Raw genomic sequence first — 1,565 nt, forward strand, 5'->3', positions numbered from 1 at the left:
CGCTGATCCGCGCGGTCGCACCGTTCTCGTTGATCAGCGACGAGGACCGTGCCGCGCTCCCGGCCGACGTGGTCGACGCCTACCCCCTGTCCCAGGTCCAGACCGGCATGCTCGTCGAGATGCTGGCCACCACCCAGCCCGACGGTCTCTACCACAACATCAACTCGTTCCGGATCCCGGCGGATCGTGCGTTCTCCCTGCCGGCCCTGCGCCAGGCCCTCGACACCGTCACCCGACGCCACGACATCCTGCGCACCTCCATGCACCTCGACGGCTACTCCCAGCCCCTCCAACTCGTCCACCAAACAGCTGAGTTGCCACTGACCGTCCACGACTGGCGCGAACTCGAAACCGAACAGCTCCACCAGGCCCTGCGCGACCACGCCGACCAGGAATGGGCCACCGGCTTCGACCTCGCCACCGCCCCCCTCATGCGCGTCGCCGTCCACCTCGAACAGGACGACGCCTGGCGCCTCACCTTCAGCTACAACCACGCCATCGCCGAGGGCTGGAGCCTCAACACCCTCCTCATGGAGATCGTCGAGTGCTACCAGCACCTGCGTGACGGCCGTGAACTACCCGGCTACCAGGCCCCGTCGGTGCGTTACGCGGACTTCATCACCGCCGAACTCGAATCACTCGCCAACCCCGACAGCCGCTCCTTCTGGCAGGACGTCGTCCGACGACACACACCGCTACGCCTGCCGGAAGGCTGGGGTGCCAAGGACGGATCCGGCAAGCCGCTCCGGCTCGTGACGAGCTACCAGGATCTCGAAGAGGATCTCCGAAGCCTGGCCAAGCAGTCCGACACGTCCTTCAAGAGCGTGTTGCTCGCCGCCCACCTCAAGGTCATGAGCTCGCTCACGGCCGACGACGCCTTCCACACCGGCGTCGTCTTCCACGGCCGCCTCGAGGCCCCCGGCGCCGACCGCGTCCTGGGCATGCACCTCAACACCCTGCCCTTCCCCGCCCACCGCCCCACCGGCACCTGGCGCCAACTCGTCGAACAGGTCTACGCCCAGGAAGCCGACATCTGGACCCACCGCCGCTACCCCCTCCCCACCATCCAGCACGAAGCGGGCACCGGACAGCGCCTCATCCCGGTCATGTTCGAGCACCTGGACTTCCACCAGGTCGACGTCGACACGATCGACGTCGAAGCAGGCCTCGGCACCGGAGCCAACGAGTTCGCCGTCAGCATCGTCGCGACCGGCGGAACCCTTGTCGTCAAGGCGAGCCCCGGAGCACTTGGCCGACCCGCCGCAGAGCGGCTCGCCTCCATGTACCGGCTCGTCCTCGAAGCCATGGCCGTCGACCCCGAGGGCGACGCCACAGCCGCACGTCTACCCGAAGTGGAGAACAACCCCGTGTCCCGCCTGCACACCGAACCGACCAACCAGGTACTGACCCTCGGCATGTTCGAGGCCCAGGCGGCCGCCAAGCCTCGGTCCGTGGCCGTGGTGTGCGGCGACGAACAACTCACCTACCGGGAACTCGACGAACGCTCCAACCAGCTCGCCCACCACCTCCACACCCTCGGCGCCGGCCCTGGCGACCGCATCGGC

The 1,565-nt window shown here is 68.0% G+C and carries 1 protein-coding gene; it reads left to right on the forward strand.

The genetic code is table 11. The annotated features are described in order from the left end of the window. On the forward strand, positions 1–1,565 hold a 1,565-nt coding region (locus tag ACZ55U_RS39015), incomplete at both ends, for a condensation domain-containing protein (protein WP_465534386.1).

Source organism: Kitasatospora sp. NPDC034533 (assembly GCF_055575155.1).